Origin of the sequence: Streptococcus mitis (genome assembly GCF_946188695.1) — a bacterium.
Classification (GTDB): domain Bacteria; phylum Bacillota; class Bacilli; order Lactobacillales; family Streptococcaceae; genus Streptococcus; species Streptococcus mitis_DF.
The window spans coordinates 1-15,235 of the sequence record NZ_CAMHWI010000016.1; the positions used below are offsets into that span (position 1 = coordinate 1).

General features: G+C 41.9%; 17 protein-coding genes and 1 pseudogene. 17 read left to right on the forward strand and 1 reads right to left on the reverse strand.

Annotated features, from left to right (window positions below; genetic code table 11):
- Nucleotides 1–113: 113 nt before the first annotated feature.
- Nucleotides 114–190, reverse strand: a pseudogene (locus N8L33_RS10210) (AraC family transcriptional regulator); the annotation flags it as partial.
- Here N8L33_RS10210 and N8L33_RS07290 point away from each other — a divergent pair.
- From N8L33_RS07290 to N8L33_RS07370, 17 genes are all read left to right on the forward strand, one after another.
- Nucleotides 183–1,091, forward strand: a complete 909-nt coding sequence (locus tag N8L33_RS07290; RefSeq protein ID WP_001025694.1) for a LysR family transcriptional regulator — start codon at nt 183–185, stop codon at nt 1,089–1,091. The pseudogene N8L33_RS10210 and the gene N8L33_RS07290 sit on opposite strands and share 8 nt — an antisense overlap.
- Nucleotides 1,088–1,549 (forward strand): signal peptidase II, encoded by a 462-nt coding sequence (gene lspA, locus N8L33_RS07295; protein ID WP_033688702.1) that lies wholly within the window; start codon nt 1,088–1,090, stop codon nt 1,547–1,549. Before N8L33_RS07290 ends, lspA begins: the two co-directional genes overlap by 4 nt.
- Complete coding sequence (locus tag N8L33_RS07300) at nt 1,539–2,426, forward strand: RluA family pseudouridine synthase (RefSeq protein WP_224218179.1); 888 nt, start codon at nt 1,539–1,541, stop codon at nt 2,424–2,426. The genes lspA and N8L33_RS07300 overlap by 11 nt, the downstream gene beginning before the upstream one ends.
- A 2-nt stretch (nt 2,427–2,428) precedes the next feature.
- Complete coding sequence (gene cbpE / locus N8L33_RS07305; protein ID WP_261059449.1) at nt 2,429–4,312, forward strand: phosphorylcholine esterase CbpE; 1,884 nt, start codon at nt 2,429–2,431, stop codon at nt 4,310–4,312.
- 100 nt (nt 4,313–4,412) lie between these two features.
- Nucleotides 4,413–5,522 (forward strand): glutamate 5-kinase, encoded by a 1,110-nt coding sequence (gene proB / locus N8L33_RS07310; protein WP_221761766.1) that lies wholly within the window; start codon nt 4,413–4,415, stop codon nt 5,520–5,522.
- 9 nt (nt 5,523–5,531) lie between these two features.
- Complete coding sequence (locus N8L33_RS07315) at nt 5,532–6,794, forward strand: glutamate-5-semialdehyde dehydrogenase (RefSeq protein WP_261059450.1); 1,263 nt, start codon at nt 5,532–5,534, stop codon at nt 6,792–6,794.
- A 3-nt stretch (nt 6,795–6,797) separates the two neighbouring features.
- Complete coding sequence (gene proC / locus N8L33_RS07320) at nt 6,798–7,595, forward strand: pyrroline-5-carboxylate reductase (RefSeq protein ID WP_261059451.1); 798 nt, start codon at nt 6,798–6,800, stop codon at nt 7,593–7,595.
- Between the two features lie 228 nt (nt 7,596–7,823).
- Entirely contained in the window at nt 7,824–8,462 is a 639-nt protein-coding gene (gene tmk / locus N8L33_RS07325; protein ID WP_261059452.1) for a dTMP kinase, read from the forward strand.
- Nucleotides 8,459–9,349, forward strand: coding sequence for a DNA polymerase III subunit delta' (locus N8L33_RS07330; protein WP_261059453.1), 891 nt, complete (start codon nt 8,459–8,461; stop codon nt 9,347–9,349). Before tmk ends, N8L33_RS07330 begins: the two co-directional genes overlap by 4 nt.
- A 39-nt stretch (nt 9,350–9,388) precedes the next feature.
- Nucleotides 9,389–9,706, forward strand: a complete 318-nt coding sequence (yabA, locus tag N8L33_RS07335) for a DNA replication initiation control protein YabA (protein WP_000358227.1) — start codon at nt 9,389–9,391, stop codon at nt 9,704–9,706.
- A 2-nt stretch (nt 9,707–9,708) separates the two neighbouring features.
- On the forward strand, nt 9,709–10,578 hold the full coding sequence (rsmI, locus tag N8L33_RS07340) for a 16S rRNA (cytidine(1402)-2'-O)-methyltransferase (RefSeq protein WP_261059454.1): 870 nt from the start codon (nt 9,709–9,711) through the stop codon (nt 10,576–10,578).
- A gap of 134 nt (nt 10,579–10,712) precedes the next feature.
- Nucleotides 10,713–12,047 (forward strand): methylenetetrahydrofolate--tRNA-(uracil(54)-C(5))-methyltransferase (FADH(2)-oxidizing) TrmFO, encoded by a 1,335-nt coding sequence (gene trmFO / locus N8L33_RS07345; protein WP_261059455.1) that lies wholly within the window; start codon nt 10,713–10,715, stop codon nt 12,045–12,047.
- 83 nt (nt 12,048–12,130) lie between these two features.
- A complete protein-coding gene (gene pyrH / locus N8L33_RS07350) occupies nt 12,131–12,868 on the forward strand; it encodes a UMP kinase (RefSeq protein ID WP_000002996.1) in 738 nt (245 codons plus the stop codon).
- A gap of 8 nt (nt 12,869–12,876) precedes the next feature.
- On the forward strand, nt 12,877–13,434 hold the full coding sequence (frr, locus tag N8L33_RS07355; protein WP_001262225.1) for a ribosome recycling factor: 558 nt from the start codon (nt 12,877–12,879) through the stop codon (nt 13,432–13,434).
- Nucleotides 13,435–13,493: 59 nt separating this feature from the next.
- Complete coding sequence (gene cvfB, locus N8L33_RS07360) at nt 13,494–14,348, forward strand: RNA-binding virulence regulatory protein CvfB (protein WP_261059456.1); 855 nt, start codon at nt 13,494–13,496, stop codon at nt 14,346–14,348.
- Nucleotides 14,349–14,359: 11 nt separating this feature from the next.
- A complete protein-coding gene (locus N8L33_RS07365) occupies nt 14,360–14,917 on the forward strand; it encodes a GrpB family protein (RefSeq protein ID WP_060805337.1) in 558 nt (185 codons plus the stop codon).
- A 45-nt stretch (nt 14,918–14,962) separates the two neighbouring features.
- Complete coding sequence (locus tag N8L33_RS07370; RefSeq protein WP_001232084.1) at nt 14,963–15,178, forward strand: YozE family protein; 216 nt, start codon at nt 14,963–14,965, stop codon at nt 15,176–15,178.
- The last annotated feature ends 57 nt before the right edge of the window (nt 15,179–15,235 follow it).

A 15,235-nucleotide genomic window follows, 5' to 3' on the forward strand; every position in this document is an offset into this window, starting at 1 on the left:
TAATTCTAGCATAATTCGTCGTCTGAGACTAACTTCCAGTTTTGGGAGAGAGATGGAAGTTACTTTGAGAAGTTACGGTTAGCATATTCGTTTAGGTTTGAAAGTTTACTGACTTTTTTCCTTTTTGGAAAACTTCTAAAATATGGTATAATGAAAAGATAAAGAAGTTGGGGGGGTAGAAGATGAACATTCAACAATTACGCTATGTTGTTGCCATTGCCAATAGTGGTACTTTCCGTGAAGCTGCTGAAAAGATGTATGTTAGTCAGCCGAGTCTGTCTATTTCTGTTCGTGATTTGGAAAAAGAGTTGGGCTTTAAGATTTTCCGTCGGACCAGCTCAGGGACTTTCTTGACTCGTCGTGGTATGGAATTCTATGAAAAAGCGCAAGAATTGGTCAAGGGATTTGATATTTTTCAAAATCAGTATGCCAATCCTGAGGAAGAAAAAGATGAATTTTCCATTGCTAGCCAGCACTATGACTTCTTGCCACCAACCATTACGGCTTTCTCAGAGCGCTATCCTGATTATAAGAACTTTCGTATTTTTGAATCAACTACTGTTCAAATCTTAGACGAAGTGGCTCAAGGGCATAGTGAGATTGGGATTATCTACCTTAACAATCAAAATAAAAAGGGGATTATGCAACGGGTTGAAAAGCTAGGCCTGGAGGTCATTGAATTGATTCCCTTCCATACCCACATTTATCTCCGCGAGGGGCATCCTTTAGCTCAGAAAGAGGAATTGGTCATGGAGGATTTAGCAGATCTACCAACGGTTCGTTTCACTCAAGAGAAAGACGAGTACCTTTATTATTCAGAGAATTTTGTCGATACCAGCGCTAGCTCACAGATGTTTAATGTGACAGACCGTGCTACCTTGAATGGTATTTTGGAGCGGACAGATGCTTATGCAACAGGTTCTGGATTTTTAGATAGTGATAGTGTCAATGGCATTACAGTTATTCGCCTCAAGGATAACCTAGATAATCGCATGGTCTATGTTAAACGTGAAGAAGTGGAGCTCAGTCAAGCTGGGACTCTCTTTGTAGAAGTCATGCAAGAATATTTTAATCAGAAGAGGAAATCATGAAAAAAAGAGGAATAGTGGCAGTTATTGTATTGCTTTTGATTGCGCTGGATCAGTTAGTTAAATCCTATATCGTCCAGCAGATTCCACTGGGTGAAGTACGCTCTTGGATTCCTAATTTCGTTAGCTTGACCTATCTGCAAAATAGAGGGGCAGCCTTTTCTATCTTACAAGATCAGCAGTTGTTATTCGCTGTCATTACTCTGGTTGTCGTGGTAGGTGCCATTTGGTATTTACATAAACACATGGAGGACTCACTCTGGATGGTTTTGGGTTTGACCTTGATTATCGCAGGTGGACTTGGAAACTTTATTGACAGGATCAGTCAGGGCTTTGTTGTGGATATGTTTCACCTTGACTTTATCAATTTTGCAATTTTCAATGTGGCAGATAGCTATCTGACGGTTGGAGTGATTATTTTATTGATTGCAATGTTAAAAGAGGAAATAAATGGAAATTAAAATTGAAACTGGTGGTCTGCGTTTGGATAAGGCTTTGTCGGATTTGACAGAATTATCACGCAGTCTCGCGAATGAACAAATCAAATCAGGCCAGGTCTTGGTCAATGGTCAAATCAAGAAAGCTAAATACACTGTCCAAGAGGGCGATGTTGTCACTTACCATGTACCAGAGCCAGAGGTCTTAGAGTATGTAGCTGAGAATCTTCCGTTAGAAATCATCTACCAAGATGAGGATGTGGCTGTCATCAACAAGCCTCAGGGGATGGTGGTGCATCCGAGTGCTGGTCATACTAGTGGGACCCTAGTAAATGCCCTTATGTACCATATTAAGGACTTGTCTGGTATCAATGGGGTTCTACGCCCAGGAATTGTTCATCGTATTGATAAGGATACGTCAGGTCTTCTTATGATTGCTAAAAACGATGAGGCGCATCTAGCGCTTGCTCAAGAACTCAAGGATAAAAAGTCTCTCCGCAAATATTGGGCGATTGTTCATGGAAATCTGCCTAATGATCGTGGTGTGATTGAAGCTCCGATTGGTCGTAGTGAAAAAGACCGTAAGAAACAGGCTGTGACTGCTAAAGGGAAGACTGCAGTGACTCGTTTCCACGTCTTGGAACGCTTTGGCGATTATAGCTTAGTGGAGTTGCAGCTAGAGACAGGTCGCACTCATCAAATCCGTGTTCACATGGCTTATATTGGCCATCCAGTCGCTGGTGATGAAGTCTATGGTCCTCGTAAGACACTTAAGGGGCATGGACAATTTCTTCATGCCAAGACTTTAGGTTTTACTCATCCGAGAACAGGTGAGACCTTAGAATTTACAGCAGATATCCCAGAGATTTTTAAGGAAACTTTGGAGAAATTAAGGAAGTAAGAATGAAAAAGAAATTGATTAGTTTAGCACTTGCAGGCGCTTTTTTAGGTTTGTCATTGCATGGGAATGTTCAAGCTCAAGAAAGTTCAGGAAATAAAATCCACTTTATAAATGTTCAAGAAGGTGGCAGTGATGCGATTATTCTTGAAAGCAATGGACATTTTGCCATGATTGATACAGGAGAAGATTATGATTTCCCAGATGGAAGTGATTCACGTTATCCATGGAGAGAAGGAATTGAAACGTCTTATAAGCATGTTCTAACAGACCGTGTCTTTCGTCGTTTGAAGGAATTGGGTGTTCAAAAACTTGATTTTATTTTGGTAACCCATACTCACAGTGATCATATTGGAAATGTTGATGAATTACTGTCTACCTATCCAGTTGACCGAGTCTATCTTAAAAAATATAGTGATAATCGTATTACTAATTCTGAACGTTTATGGGATAATCTGTACGGTTATGATAAGGTTTTACAGACTGCTGCAGAAAAAGGTGTTTCAGTTATTCAAACTATCACACAAGGGGATGCTCATTTTCAGTTTGGGGACATGGATATTCAACTCTATAACTATGAAAATGAAACTGATTCCTCAGGTGAATTAAAGAAAATTTGGGATGATAATTCTAATTCCTTGATTAGCGTGGTAAAAGTCAATGGTAAGAAAATTTACCTTGGGGGCGACTTAGATAATGTTCATGGAGCAGAAGACAAGTATGGTCCTCTCATTGGAAAAGTTGATTTGATGAAGTTTAATCATCACTATGATACTAATAAATCAAACACCAAGGATTTCATTAAAAATTTGAGTCCGAGTTTGATTGTTCAAACTTCAGATAGTCTACCTTGGAAAAATGGTGTCGATAGTGAGTATGTCAATTGGCTTAAAGAACGAGGAATTGAGAGAATTAACGCAGCCAGCAAAGACTATGATGCGACAGTTTTTGATATTCGACAAGACGGTTTAGTAAACATTTCAACTTCCTACAAGCCGATTCCAAGTTTTCAAGCTGGTTGGCATAAGAGTGCATATGGGAATTGGTGGTATCAAGCACCTGATTCTACAGGAGAGTATGCTGTCGGTTGGAATGAAATCGAAGGTGAATGGTACTATTTTAATCAAAGGGGAATCCTGTTATATAATCAATGGAAAAAATGGAACAATCGTTGGTTCTATTTGACAGACTCTGGTGTTGCTGCTAAAAATTGGAAGAAAATCGCTGGAATCTGGTATTATTTTAACAAAGAAAACCAGATGGAAATTGGTTGGATTCAAGATAAAGAACAGTGGTATTATTTGGATTATGATGGCTCTATGAAGACAGGTTGGCTTCAATATAAGGGTCAATGGTATTACTTTGCTCAATCAGGGGAAATGAAAACGGGCTGGGTAAAAGATAAAGAAACCTGGTATTATATGGATTCTACTGGTATCATGAAGACAGGTGAGATAGAAGTTGCTGGTCATCATTACTATCTAGAAGGTTCAGGAGCTATGAAGCAAGGTTGGCTTAAAAAGGCAAATGATTGGTATTTCTACAAGACAGACGGTTCACGAGCTGTGGGTTGGATTAAAGACAAGGATAAATGGTACTTCTTGAAAGAAAATGGTCAATTACTTGTGAATGGTAAGACACCAGAAGGCTATACTGTTGATTCAAGTGGAGCCTGGTTAGTGGATATTCCGGTCGAGAAATCTTCTACAACTAGAACTACAAGTCATTCAGAAATAAAAGAATCCAAAGAAGTAGTTAAAAAAGAACTAGAAAATAAAGAAACGAGTCAACACGAAAGTATTACAAGTTCTTCAACTAGTCAAGATTTGACTTCTTCAACTTCACAAATCTCTGAAACGAGTGCAAACAAATCGGAATCAGGACAATAGTAAAAAAGAAGGTTTTAGGGCCTTCTTTTTCCTATCAACTCTTTTCTATTTTCTGTCATTCATGTTATAATGGATAAATATGAAGAATCGGAGTGAGACTATGAAATACAAACGTATTGTCTTTAAGGTGGGGACTTCTTCTCTGACGAATGAGGATGGAAGTTTATCACGTAGTAAGGTAAAAGCTATTACCCAGCAGTTGGCTATGTTGCACGAGGCTGGTCATGAATTGATTTTGGTGTCGTCAGGTGCCATTGCTGCAGGTTTTGGGGCCTTAGGATTTAAAAAGCGTCCTACTAAGATTGCTGATAAACAGGCTTCAGCAGCAGTAGGGCAAGGGCTTTTGTTGGAAGAATACACGACCAATCTTCTCTTGCGCCAAATCGTTTCTGCACAAATTTTGCTGACCCAGGATGACTTTGTGGATAAGCGCCGTTATAAAAATGCCCATCAGGCTTTGTCAGTCCTACTTAGCCGTGGGGCGATTCCTATCATCAACGAGAATGATAGTGTCGTCATTGATGAGCTCAAGGTGGGTGACAATGACACTTTAAGTGCCCAGGTAGCGGCCATGGTCCAAGCAGATCTTTTGGTTCTCTTGACAGATGTGGACGGTCTCTATACTGGAAATCCTAATTCAGATCCAAAAGCCAAACGATTGGAGAAAATTGAGACCATCAATCGTGAGATCATCGACATGGCTGGTGGAGCTGGCTCGTCAAATGGAACTGGAGGCATGCTAACAAAAATTAAGGCTGCAACTATTGCGACGGAATCAGGAGTTCCTGTTTATATCTGTTCATCATTGAAGGCAGATGCCATGATTGAGGCGGCTGAAGAGACCAAGGATGGTTCTTACTTTGTTGCGCAAGAGAAGGGACTTCGTACCCAGAAACAATGGCTGGCTTTCTATGCTCAGAGTCAGGGTTCTATTTGGGTTGATAAAGGGGCTGCAGAAGCTCTCTCTCAACATGGAAAGAGTCTTCTCTTATCTGGTATTGTTGAAGCAGAAGGTGCCTTTTCTTACGGTGATATCGTGACAGTATTTGACAAGGAAAGTGGAAAATCACTTGGAAAAGGACGTGTGCAATTTGGTGCATCTGCTTTGGAGGATATGTTGCGTTCTCAAAAAGCCAAGGGTGTCTTGATTCACCGTGACGATTGGATTTCCATTACTCCTGAAATCCAACTACTCTTTACAGAATTTTAGAGGTAAACTATGGTAAGTACACAAGAACAATTTGAACAGGTACAGGCTGTTAAAAAATCAATCAATACAGCTAGTGAAGATGTGAAAAACCAAGCCCTGCTCGCCATGGCTGATCACTTAATAGCAGCTACTGAGGAAATTTTAGCGGCTAATGCCCTCGATATGGAAGCAGCCAAGGGCAAAATTTCAGATGTTATGTTGGATCGTCTTTATTTGGATGCAGGACGCATAGAAGCAATGGCAACTGGGATTCGTGAAGTGGTTGCCTTACCAAATCCCATCGGTGAAGTTTTAGAAACCAATCATCTTGAAAATGGTTTGGTTATCACAAAGAAACGTGTGGCTATGGGTGTTATTGGTATTATCTATGAAAGTCGTCCAAATGTGACTTCTGATGCGGCTGCTTTGGCTCTCAAGAGTGGGAATGCGGTTGTTCTTCGTAGTGGGAAGGATGCCTATCAAACTGCCCATGCTATTGTTAAAGCCTTAAAAAAAGGCTTGGAGACAACGACCATTCACCCAGATGTGATTCAACTGGTGGAAGATACTAGCCGTGAAAGTAGCTATGCTATGATGAAGGCCAAGGGCTATTTAGATCTTCTCATTCCTCGTGGAGGGGCTGGTTTGATCAATGCCGTGGTTGAAAATGCTATCGTACCTGTTATTGAGACAGGGACTGGGATTGTCCATGTCTATGTGGACAAGGATGCAGATGAGGACAAGGCTCTGTCTATCATCAATAATGCTAAAACAAGTCGTCCTTCTGTTTGTAATGCCATGGAGGTTCTACTTGTTCATGAAGCCAAGGCAGCAACCTTCCTTCCTCGCTTGGAGCAAGTGCTGGTTGTAGATCGTAAGGAAGCTGGGTTGGAACCAATTCAATTCCGACTTGATAGCAAAGCAAGTCAGTTTGTTTCAGGCCAAGCAGCTGAAGCACAAGACTTTGATACCGAGTTTTTAGACTATGTCCTAGCTGTTAAAGTTGTGAGCAGTTTAGAAGAAGCGGTTGCCCATATTGAAGCCCACAGTACCCATCATTCAGATGCCATTGTGACGGAAAATGCTGAGGCTGCAGCTTACTTTACAGATCAAGTGGACTCTGCAGCAGTCTATGTCAATGCCTCAACGCGTTTCACCGATGGTGGCCAATTTGGTCTTGGGTGTGAAATGGGGATTTCTACTCAGAAACTCCATGCACGTGGACCAATGGGCTTAAAAGAATTAACCAGTTACAAGTATGTAGTTGCTGGTGATGGACAGATAAGGGAGTAAGAGATGAAGATTGGATTTATCGGTTTGGGGAATATGGGTGCTAGTCTGGCTAAGGCTGTTTTGCAGGCCAAGACGGGCGATGACCTTCTCCTTGCCAATCGTAGTCAAGCAAAAGTAGATGCTTTCATTGCCAACTTTGGTGGTCAGGCTTCCAGCAATGACGAAATCTTCGAAGAAGCAGATGTGATTTTTCTAGGTGTTAAGCCTGCTCAGTTCTCGGACTTGCTTTCTCAATACCAGACCATCCTTGAAAAACGAGAGAGTCTTCTTTTGATTTCCATGGCAGCTGGATTGACTTTAGAAAAACTAGCAAGTCTTATCCCGAGTCAACACCGAATTATTCGTATGATGCCAAATACCCCTGCTTCTATCGGCCAAGGAGTGATTAGTTATGCCTTGTCTCCTAATTGCAGGGCTGAGGACAGTGAGCTCTTTTGTCAGCTATTAGCCAAGGCAGGTCTCTTGGTTGAACTAGGAGAAGGCTTAATTGACGCAGCGACAGGTCTTGCAGGTTGTGGACCAGCCTTTGTCTATCTTTTTATCGAGGCCTTGGCAGATGCAGGTGTTCAGACTGGATTGCCAAGAGAAACGGCATTGAAAATGGCGGCTCAAACTGTGGTAGGAGCTGGACAATTGGTCCTAGAAAGCCAAGAGCATCCTGGGGTCTTGAAAGACCAAGTTTGTAGCCCAGGCGGTTCGACTATTGCTGGTGTAGCGAGCTTAGAAGCGCATGCTTTTAGAGGAACAGTCATGGAGGCAGTTGGTCAAGCCTATAAACGAACACAAGAACTAGGTAAATAAGAGGTGGATGTGTCTGCCTCTTTTATGGTGGTTGATACTCTTCGAAAATCTCTTCAAACTGCGTCAGCTTCCATCTGCAACCTCAAAACAGTGTTTTGAGCAACCTGCGACTAGTTTCCTAGTTTGCTCTTTGATTTTCATTGAGTATGAAATGAGAAGACAAAAAGATTGTCACAAACCCCTATTTTTTTGATAGAATAGAAGTAGTAAAAAAGAAATGAGTTAGACATGTCAAAAGGATTTTTAGTCTCTCTTGAGGGACCAGAGGGAGCAGGCAAGACCAGTGTTTTAGAGGTTCTACTACCAATTTTAGAGGAAAAAGGAGTAGAGGTGCTGACGACCCGTGAGCCAGGCGGAGTCTTGATTGGGGAGAAGATTCGGGAAGTGATTTTGGACCCAAGTCATACTCAGATGGATGCTAAGACAGAACTCCTTCTCTATATTGCTAGTCGCAGACAGCACTTGGTGGAAAAAGTTCTTCCAGCCCTTGACGCTGGTAAGTTGGTCATTATGGACCGCTTCATCGATAGCTCTGTTGCTTATCAGGGATTTGGCCGTGGCTTGGACATTGAAGCCATTGACTGGCTCAATCATTTTGCGACAGATGGCCTCAAACCCGATTTGACCCTCTATTTTGACATTGAGGTGGAAGAAGGACTGGCTCGCATTGCTGCTAATAGTGACCGTGAGGTCAATCGTTTGGACTTGGAAGGTTTGGACTTGCATAAAAAAGTTCGTCAAGGCTACCTTTCTCTTCTGGACAAAGAAGGAAATCGCATTGTCAAGATTGATGCCAGTCTCCCTTTGGAACAAGTTGTGGAAACTACCAAGGATATCTTGTTTGATAGAATGGGCTTGGCTAAATGAAACAAGAAGAATTAAAGGCTTGGCAACCAGACCAGTTTGACCGCTTTGTCCGTATCCTAGAACAAGATCAGCTCAATCATGCCTATCTCTTTTCAGGTTTCTTTGGGAGCTTGGAAATGGCGCAGTTTTTAGCTAAGAGCCTCTTTTGTACAGATAAAGTAGGTGTTTTACCATGTGATAAATGCCGAAATTGTAAGCTGATTGAACAGGAAGAGTTTCCAGATGTTACCTTGATTAAGCCAGTCAATCAGGTCATCAAGACAGAACGTATTCGTGAATTGGTGGGTCAGTTTTCGCAAGCAGGGATTGAAAGCCAACAACAGGTCTTTATTATCGAGCAAGCGGATAAAATGCATCCCAACGCAGCTAACTCTCTGCTTAAGGTCATCGAAGAACCCCAGAGTGAGGTTTATATTTTCTTCTTGACCAGCGATGAGGAAAAGATGTTGCCGACCATCCGTAGTCGAACCCAGATTTTCCATTTTAAAAAGCAAGAAGAAAAACTCATCTTACTCTTAGAACAAATGGGGCTTGTTAAGAAAAAAGCGACTCTTTTAGCCCAGTTTTGTCAATCAAGTGCTGAAGCAGAAAAACTGGCAAATCAGGCAAGTTTTTGGACCTTGGTCGATGAAAGTGAACGCCTGCTGACCTGGTTATTAGCTAAGAAAAAAGAAAGTTATTTGCAGGTTGCTAAATTAGCCAACTTAGCAGATGACAAGGAAAAACAAGATCAGGTTTTACGGATTCTTGAAGTCCTCTGTGGGCAGGATCTCTTGCAATCAAGAATTCGGGTGATTCTACAAGATTTGTTAGAAGCTAGAAAAATGTGGCAAGCTAATGTCAGCTTTCAAAATGCCATGGAATATCTGGTCTTGAAAGAAATATAAACTCAAAAATGAAGGATAAAGAAAGGAAAGGGCTGTTTTATGGACAAAAAAGAATTATTTGACGCGCTGGATGATTTTTCCCAACAGTTATTGGTAACCTTGGCCGATGTGGAAGCCATCAAGAAAAATCTCAAGAGCCTAGTAGAGGAAAATACAGCTCTTCGCTTGGAAAATTCTAAGTTGCGCGAACGCTTAGGTGAGGTGGAAGCAGATGCTCCCGTCAAGGCCAAGCATGTTCGTGAAAGTGTTCGTCGCATTTATAAAGACGGATTTCACGTATGTAATGATTTTTATGGGCAACGTCGAGAACAGGACGAGGAATGTATGTTCTGTGACGAGTTGTTATACAGGGAGTAAGCATGCAGATTCAAAAAAGTTTTAAGGGGCAGTCTCCCTATGGCAAGCTTTATCTAGTGGCAACGCCGATTGGCAATCTAGATGATATGACTTTTCGCGCCATCCAGACCTTGAAAGAAGTGGATTGGATTGCGGCTGAGGACACGCGCAATACAGGTCTTTTGCTCAAGCATTTTGACATTTCGACCAAGCAGATCAGTTTTCATGAGCACAATGCAAAGGAAAAAATTCCTGATTTGATTGGTTTCTTGAAAGCAGGACAAAGTATTGCTCAGGTATCCGATGCGGGTTTGCCTAGTATCTCAGACCCTGGTCATGATTTGGTCAAGGCAGCTATTGAGGAAGAAATTGCAGTTGTCACTGTTCCAGGTGCCTCTGCAGGGATTTCTGCCTTGATTGCCAGTGGTTTAGCACCACAGCCCCATATTTTTTACGGTTTTTTACCAAGAAAATCAGGCCAGCAAAAGCAATTTTTCGACTCGAAAAAAGACTATCCTGAAACACAAATTTTCTATGAATCTCCTCATCGTGTGGCAGATACATTAGAAAATATGCTAGAAGTCTACGGTGACCGCTCGGTCGTCTTGGTCAGGGAATTGACCAAAATTTATGAAGAATACCAGCGAGGTACCATTTCAGAGTTATTAGAAAGCATAGCTGAAACGCCACTCAAGGGCGAATGCCTTCTCATTGTTGAAGGTGCAAGCCAGGATGTGGAGGACAAGGACGAGGAGGACTTGTTTTCAGAAATCCAAGCCCGCATTCAGCAAGGTATGAAGAAAAACCAAGCTATCAAGGAAGTCGCTAAGATTTACCAGTGGAATAAAAGCCAGCTATACGCTGCCTACCACGACTGGGAAGAAAATGACTAAACAGGGAAGTTTGCCTTCTTCCCTTTTTTTGTTATACTAGTAGAAGAAAAAATTAGAAAGATTTGTGGGTGTTAAACAAGTTAGTGCCTTGTTTTGATATGAACTTAGGTTCCACCCAAAGAGGTATTAGTGTCGTGTCTCAATCTTATATCAATGTTATCGGTGCTGGTTTGGCAGGATCTGAAGCAGCCTACCAAATCGCAGAGCGTGGTATTCCAGTTAAACTCTATGAAATGCGTGGTGTCAAATCAACACCTCAACACAAAACAGACAATTTTGCTGAGTTAGTTTGTTCTAATTCCTTGCGTGGGGATGCTCTTACAAATGCTGTCGGGCTTCTCAAGGAAGAAATGCGTCGCTTGGGTTCTGTCATCTTGGAATCAGCAGAAGCTACACGTGTTCCTGCTGGTGGTGCCCTTGCGGTGGACCGTGATGGTTTCTCTCAAATGGTGACCGAAAAAGTGGCTAATCATCCCTTGATTGAGGTGGTTCGTGATGAAATTACAGAATTGCCAGCTGATGTTATTACAGTTGTCGCTACTGGTCCTTTGACTAGCGATGCTCTGGCTGAAAAGATTCATGCCCTTAATGACGGCGATGGTTTCTATTTCTACGACGCGGCAGCGCCTATTATCGATGTCAACACTATTGATATGAGCAAGGTCTATCTCAAGTCTCGTTATGACAAGGGAGAGGCGGCCTATCTCAATGCCCCTATGACTAAACAAGAGTTTATGGATTTTCATGAAGCCTTGGTCAATGCGGAAGAAGCACCGCTTAATTCTTTCGAAAAAGAAAAGTACTTTGAAGGTTGTATGCCTATCGAAGTCATGGCCAAACGTGGTATTAAAACCATGCTTTATGGACCTATGAAGCCAGTCGGGCTTGAGTATCCAGACGACTACACAGGACCTCGTGATGGAGAGTTCAAAACACCGTATGCAGTTGTTCAACTTCGTCAGGATAATGCAGCTGGTAGCCTATACAATATTGTTGGTTTCCAGACACACCTCAAATGGGGAGAACAAAAGCGTGTTTTCCAAATGATTCCAGGTCTTGAAAATGCGGAGTTTGTTCGTTATGGGGTCATGCACCGCAATTCTTACATGGATTCACCAAATCTTCTGGAGCAGACCTACCGTTCTAAGAAGCAACCTAATCTCTTCTTTGCTGGTCAGATGACGGGTGTGGAAGGCTATGTTGAATCAGCAGCATCAGGCTTGGTTGCGGGTATTAACGTGGCTCGTCTCTTCAAGGGTGAAAGTGAAGCAATCTTCCCAGAGACCACAGCGATTGGAAGTCTGGCTCATTACATCACCCATGCGGACAGCAAACATTTCCAACCAATGAATGTCAATTTTGGGATCATCAAGGAGCTGGAAGGCGAACGTATCCGTGATAAGAAGGCTCGTTATGAAAAAATTGCAGAGCGTGCACTTAGCGACTTAGAGGAATTTTTAACGGTCTAATTTTTTTGAAAGAATTGCTCATGATACTATAAAAATCTTAGAAATTGTGATAAAATAGGTAGGATAAAAAAAGGAGAGTGAAAATGGCGAATCCCAAGTATAAACGTATTTTAATCAAGTTATCAGGTGAAGCCCTTGCCGGTGAACGTGGCGTAGGGATTGATATCCAAACAGTTCAAACAATCGCAAAAGAGATTCAAGAAGTTCATAGCTTAGGTATCGAAATTGCCCTTGTTATTGGTGGAGGAAATCTCTGGCGTGGAGAACCTGCAGCAGAAGCAGGAATGGACCGCGTTCAGGCAGATTACACAGGAATGCTTGGGACTGTTATGAATGCTCTTGTGATGGCAGATTCATTGCAACAAGTTGGGGTTGATACACGTGTGCAAACAGCTATTGCTATGCAACAAGTAGCAGAGCCTTATGTCCGTGGACGTGCCCTTCGTCACCTTGAAAAAGGCCGTATCGTTATCTTTGGTGCTGGAATTGGTTCACCTTACTTCTCAACAGATACAACAGCGGCCCTTCGTGCGGCTGAAATTGAAGCGGATGCCATCCTTATGGCTAAAAATGGTGTCGACGGTGTTTACAATGCCGATCCTAAGAAGGACAAGACAGCCGTTAAGTTTGAAGAATTGACCCACCGTGATGTTATCAATAAAGGTCTTCGTATCATGGACTCAACAGCTTCAACCCTCTCAATGGACAACGACATTGACTTGGTTGTCTTCAATATGAACCAACCAGGCAACATCAAACGTGTCGTATTTGGTGAAAATATCGGAACAACAGTTTCAAATAATATCGAAGAAAAGGAATAAGAAAGATTATGGCTAACGCAATTATTGAAAAAGCTAAAGAGAGAATGACCCAGTCTCACCAATCACTTGCTCGTGAATTTGGTGGTATCCGTGCGGGTCGTGCCAATGCAAGCTTGCTTGACCGTGTACATGTAGAATACTATGGAGTAGAAACTCCCCTTAACCAAATCGCTTCAATTACCATTCCAGAAGCGCGTGTTTTGTTGGTAACACCATTTGATAAGTCTTCATTGAAAGACATCGAACGTGCCTTGAACGCTTCTGATCTTGGTATCACACCAGCTAACGACGGTTCTGTGATTCGCTTGGTTATTCCTGCTCTTACAGAAGAAACTCGTCGTGACCTTGCTAAAGAAGTGAAGAAGGTCGGCGAAAATGCTAAAGTGGCTGTCCGCAATATCCGTCGCGATGCTATGGACGAAGCTAAGAAACAAGAAAAAGCAAAAGAAATCACTGAAGACGAATTGAAGACTCTTGAAAAAGACATTCAAAAAGTAACAGACGATGCTGTTAAACACATCGACGACATGACTGCCAACAAAGAAAAAGAACTTTTGGAAGTCTAAAAATAAACAGAAAAACTCAGTTGGCATTGCTGGCTGAGTTTTATTCGAAAGAAGGAAATATGAATACAAATCTTGCAAGTTTTATCGTTGGACTCATCATCGATGAGAATGACCGCTTTTACTTTGTGCAAAAGGATGGCCAAACCTATGCGCTTGCCAAGGAAGAAGGTCAGCATACGGTAGGTGATACGGTTAAAGGTTTCGCCTATACAGATATGAAGCAAAAGCTCCGCTTGACAACTCTAGAAGTCACTGCTACGCAGGAACAATTTGGTTGGGGAACCGTAACAGAAGTTCGTAAAGACTTGGGTGTCTTTGTGGATACAGGTCTACCTGATAAAGAAATCGTTGTGTCACTCGATATTCTCCCTGAGCTCAAGGAACTCTGGCCTAAGAAGGGGGATCAACTCTACATCCGTCTTGAAGTGGACAAGAAAGACCGTATCTGGGGACTTTTGGCCTATCAAGAAGACTTCCAACGTCTGGCTCGTCCTGCCTACAACAATATGCAGAACCAAAACTGGCCAGCCATTGTATACCGCCTCAAGTTGTCAGGAACTTTTGTTTACCTACCAGAAAATAATATGCTTGGTTTTATCCATCCTAGCGAACGTTACGCAGAGCCACGATTGGGGCAAGTGTTGGATGCGCGCGTTATTGGGTTCCGTGAAGTGGACCGTACCTTGAACCTTTCCCTTAAACCACGTTCTTTTGAGATGTTGGAAAATGATGCTCAGATGATTTTGACTTATTTGGAAAGTAATGGCGGTTTCATGACCTTGAATGACAAGTCATCTCCAGACGACATCAAGGCAACCTTTGGCATTTCTAAAGGTCAGTTTAAAAAAGCTCTAGGTGGTCTTATGAAGGCTGGTAAAATCAAGCAAGACCAGTTTGGGACAGAGTTGATTTAGGTCTTATAGACATGATAAAGAAATTTGAAGAAATGAGTTTAGAGGAACTCTGGCAACTTTTTCCTATTTTTCTAGTAGAGCACAAGTCAGAGTGGAAAGACTGGTATGAATTGGAGAAAACAAGTCTGAAAAAAATATTGGGTGCAAATGTTATTAAAAGAATAGAACATATCGGTAGCACTGCTATCCCTAATATTTGGGCCAAAAATATCGTTGATATTCTGTTAGAAGTAGGTAGAATAGAGGATTTAGCAAGAGTTAGGGATTTATTGGTGAAGAATGGGTGGCTAGTGATGTCGGAGAGTCCTAACAGGATTTCGCTAAATAAAGGATATACAGAGCAGGGATTTGCTGAGAAAGTTTTTCATTTACATTTGCGAATGACGGGAGATCATAACGAGATTTATTTTAGAGATTATCTCTGCCAGCATCCAGATATCGCCCAAGCGTATCAGGAATTAAAACTCAGTTTGTGGAAACAATTTGAACACAATCGAGACGCCTATACAGATGCGAAAACGGATTTTATAAACCACTATGTGTCAGAGGCTAAGTCCAGTAATTTTTAAAAATCAGAAAAGTTTCATCAAAAAAAGTCTTGATAGGAGAAAGAATTGAGAAAATCATTTTACACTTGGCTCATGACCGAGCGCAATCCTAAAAGTAACAGTCCCAAGGCTATATTGGCAGACCTAGCTTTTGAGGAGTCAGCCTTCCCAAAACACACAGATGATTTTGATGAGGTGAGTCGCTTTTTAGAGGAACATGCCAGTTTCTCTTTTAACCTAGGAGACTTTGACGCTATCTGGCAAGAATACTTAGAACACTAGCATGATTCACTGGGGTTGGGCTAGTAATTTCTCCACCCCTTTGCTATAATAAAAAGA

What these genes read in the sequence shown, in the direction of transcription:
- N8L33_RS07290 (WP_001025694.1), top strand. Translation starts at nt 183, where the DNA reads ATGAACATTCAACAATTACGCTATGTTGTTGCCATTGCCAATAGTGGT.
- lspA (WP_033688702.1), top strand. Translation starts at nt 1,088, where the DNA reads ATGAAAAAAAGAGGAATAGTGGCAGTTATTGTATTGCTTTTGATTGCG.
- N8L33_RS07300 (WP_224218179.1), top strand. Translation starts at nt 1,539, where the DNA reads ATGGAAATTAAAATTGAAACTGGTGGTCTGCGTTTGGATAAGGCTTTG.
- cbpE (WP_261059449.1), top strand. Translation starts at nt 2,429, where the DNA reads ATGAAAAAGAAATTGATTAGTTTAGCACTTGCAGGCGCTTTTTTAGGT.
- proB (WP_221761766.1), top strand. Translation starts at nt 4,413, where the DNA reads ATGAAATACAAACGTATTGTCTTTAAGGTGGGGACTTCTTCTCTGACG.
- N8L33_RS07315 (WP_261059450.1), top strand. Translation starts at nt 5,532, where the DNA reads ATGGTAAGTACACAAGAACAATTTGAACAGGTACAGGCTGTTAAAAAA.
- proC (WP_261059451.1), top strand. Translation starts at nt 6,798, where the DNA reads ATGAAGATTGGATTTATCGGTTTGGGGAATATGGGTGCTAGTCTGGCT.
- tmk (WP_261059452.1), top strand. Translation starts at nt 7,824, where the DNA reads ATGTCAAAAGGATTTTTAGTCTCTCTTGAGGGACCAGAGGGAGCAGGC.
- N8L33_RS07330 (WP_261059453.1), top strand. Translation starts at nt 8,459, where the DNA reads ATGAAACAAGAAGAATTAAAGGCTTGGCAACCAGACCAGTTTGACCGC.
- yabA (WP_000358227.1), top strand. Translation starts at nt 9,389, where the DNA reads ATGGACAAAAAAGAATTATTTGACGCGCTGGATGATTTTTCCCAACAG.
- rsmI (WP_261059454.1), top strand. Translation starts at nt 9,709, where the DNA reads ATGCAGATTCAAAAAAGTTTTAAGGGGCAGTCTCCCTATGGCAAGCTT.
- pyrH (WP_000002996.1), top strand. Translation starts at nt 12,131, where the DNA reads ATGGCGAATCCCAAGTATAAACGTATTTTAATCAAGTTATCAGGTGAA.
- frr (WP_001262225.1), top strand. Translation starts at nt 12,877, where the DNA reads ATGGCTAACGCAATTATTGAAAAAGCTAAAGAGAGAATGACCCAGTCT.
- cvfB (WP_261059456.1), top strand. Translation starts at nt 13,494, where the DNA reads ATGAATACAAATCTTGCAAGTTTTATCGTTGGACTCATCATCGATGAG.
- N8L33_RS07365 (WP_060805337.1), top strand. Translation starts at nt 14,360, where the DNA reads ATGATAAAGAAATTTGAAGAAATGAGTTTAGAGGAACTCTGGCAACTT.